This window comes from Pseudomonas sp. P5_B2 (assembly GCF_056400445.1).
This window is the reverse complement of record NZ_JBFULH010001290.1, coordinates 1-751: the sequence shown is the minus strand read 5'-3', so window position 1 is coordinate 751 and position 751 is coordinate 1. Positions and strand designations below refer to the sequence as shown.

1 protein-coding gene is annotated in these 751 nt (G+C 57.1%); it reads right to left on the bottom strand.

Annotated elements, in window-relative coordinates; translation table 11 throughout:
• Window positions 1–254: 254 nt before the first annotated feature.
• Window positions 255–671, bottom strand: coding sequence for a bacteriohemerythrin (locus tag AC1DRJ_RS30805; protein ID WP_007947402.1), 417 nt, complete (start codon window positions 669–671; stop codon window positions 255–257).
• Window positions 672–751 lie beyond the last annotated feature (80 nt).

Here is a 751-nt window from a genome sequence, read left to right as displayed (position 1 = left end):
ATCACCATATTTTCACAGCCGCTGGCGTACGGTGGATTTAGCTCCTTTTGTGATTCCTAGCCCGCGCTCCCCATCGCGGGCTTTTTTTCGTCTGCAATAAGCTGGAGGTATCCAGGAGTGTTGGCAATCAGCGCTGAGCATAGTCGCTGAGCAACAACTCACCTTGGCTAAAAGTCACCCGCTATCGGGATGGCGCCTTTGCAGCACTCGGCAAACACCGTGCAGGCCGTCTCTCTCCCTATGTCGTTCCGTTTTCAGATCTGGAAGTCAACAGGGAATGCAATGCGCGTTTCTGTCGAAAAGTGCTTGTCAATGATCTCGACTACGACAAACTGAACCAGCTCGCCCAGAGTGACCTCCCCAGCCTCGGCCTGCGCCTGCAGCCGTTGAGCCAGCTCCAAGACGGCCGCGTGCTGGATTTTGTGGGCGGTCAATGTTTTGTGGTCTGCAGCCGCCAGAATGTGTTCCTCATGCGCAAAATGGTAGCGTACGTGCGCCAGCAGCCGATCCAGTACCTGCATCTGACTGGCATCGCCTTGCTGGTGAGCGGGCCCTGTATGCAGGCGGAACAGATCATTCGCCAGCCTGAACAGTTGCTGGTGCTCTTCGTCGATGTCGGGGTGGCCACTGGCGTACTCATCACGTCTGCAGGTAAACCATACTCTGCTCATCTGGCTCTGCCTGCGCGGCAAACACCTCCACCGCGTTCCTGCCGCCCTTCTTCGCGCGGTACATGGCTTCGTCGCCAAAG

What these genes read in the sequence shown, in the direction of transcription:
- AC1DRJ_RS30805 (WP_007947402.1), bottom strand. Translation starts at nt 671, where the DNA reads ATGAGCAGAGTATGGTTTACCTGCAGACGTGATGAGTACGCCAGTGGC.